Annotated in this window: 2 protein-coding genes; one reads left to right on the top strand and one right to left on the bottom strand. The window is 59.9% G+C overall.

Annotation, left to right across the window (positions count from 1 at the left end; genetic code table 11):
- Positions 1-674 precede the first annotated feature (674 nt).
- Entirely contained in the window at positions 675-866 is a 192-nt protein-coding gene (locus CAG33_RS28020; protein WP_085586872.1) for an antitoxin, read from the top strand.
- Between the two features lie 177 nt (positions 867-1,043).
- Here the strand turns inward: CAG33_RS28020 and CAG33_RS28015 are convergent.
- The coding region (locus CAG33_RS28015) for a DUF6124 family protein (protein ID WP_371857694.1) at positions 1,044-1,227 on the bottom strand (184 nt) is incomplete at its 5' end.

Here is a 1,227-nt window from a genome sequence, read left to right as displayed (position 1 = left end):
GGATTCGTAGGGGGATGCGGGGTCGGTGGTGGGGGTTACAGGAGGGTTGGGTGTGGGTTTGAACATGGTGAAGACCTCTGCTGAAAAATGGAGCTGGCCCATTCGATTTCCAGGCGAAGGGGTGGCAGCTGTACGCAGGCTGGAAATCCGGGAGCAGAGAACCCGGCAGACACGAAGGTCTCCTACGCACAGCCGCCATGACAGAGCGCACACCGTGAAGGTGCGCAAGCATACGTCATGAATGGCGCTTTTGCGTTCTGCATTCCTCGGACTTCCAGGCCCGGTCGCTGAGTTGGCAGCGACAGACACAGGCTAGGCCCCGGCCTTCCGAGGGACAACCTGAAAACCTTGTGGGAAGGATCTGCAAATCAGCAACATCCTTTAAACAATCTAGAACTGAAATGCTGTCCGGCTGTGGATGCGTCAGCCAAGGACAGGTCGGCTTTCAGGCCGCCATCGCCAGCAGGCTGGCTCCTACAGAAGAAGGGTGGATTCGAGAAAAATGCGGATTTTTCCGACCGAATTTGCAGGTTGCCCCTCGGAAGTGCGCCGTCCAGGATCGGCAGGCATCCACCTGAACCTCACGGAGCGTTTCCTCCATGCAACTCATCCCGTCAGCGACGACAGCGTGCCCGTTACCGAATAGACTGCCGGGCATTGCGCCCGGAGGCCCTATGACCGATCCACTGTGCCCAGTCGTTTCAGACCTTGAGCCTGACGAACAGGCGGCCAGTTATGACCGGTGGTTCAGGGCCGAGGTGCAGGCTTCCATCGATGACCCGCGCCCGAGCATTGCGCACGAGCAGGTGATGGCCGAAATGCATGCCCTGATGGAAGCGAAGCGCAAAACCCACGATGCCGATTGAGCGGCAGCCTGAAGCACGGGGCTGAGCGCCTGCAGATTCTTGAACACCTTAGCGACCGCCACCACGCAGCGGCCATGAAGCTCTTCAAGGCCATTGAAGCCGCTACGTCCAGATTGACTGTGCATCCCGGTCTCTGTGGCGAGGGACCTTGCTCACCTTGCTGTCAGGTCAACGCATTCAGGTCTTAGGCTCGACGTTATCCAGCGCCTGGCCCACCGCCACCTCACTCAACATCACCAATTGCGCAATGCCTAGCGCGGTGCGGCGGTGGCCGTTGTCCAGGGTGGCGGCGAAGTTGTTGAGCATCTCCGAGGCCGAGCCCAGGTTCTCGCTGGCGTTGGCCAGCAGGGATTCGGTGTCG

This window comes from Pseudomonas sp. B3(2017) (assembly GCF_002113595.1).
Taxonomy (GTDB): domain Bacteria; phylum Pseudomonadota; class Gammaproteobacteria; order Pseudomonadales; family Pseudomonadaceae; genus Aquipseudomonas; species Aquipseudomonas ekonensis.
This window is presented reverse-complemented; position numbering and strand designations above follow the sequence as displayed.

Bases quoted from the DNA above. Each gene is read 5' to 3' on its own strand.
- CAG33_RS28020 (WP_085586872.1), top strand. From the start codon at position 675: ATGACCGATCCACTGTGCCCAGTCGTTTCAGACCTTGAGCCTGACGAA.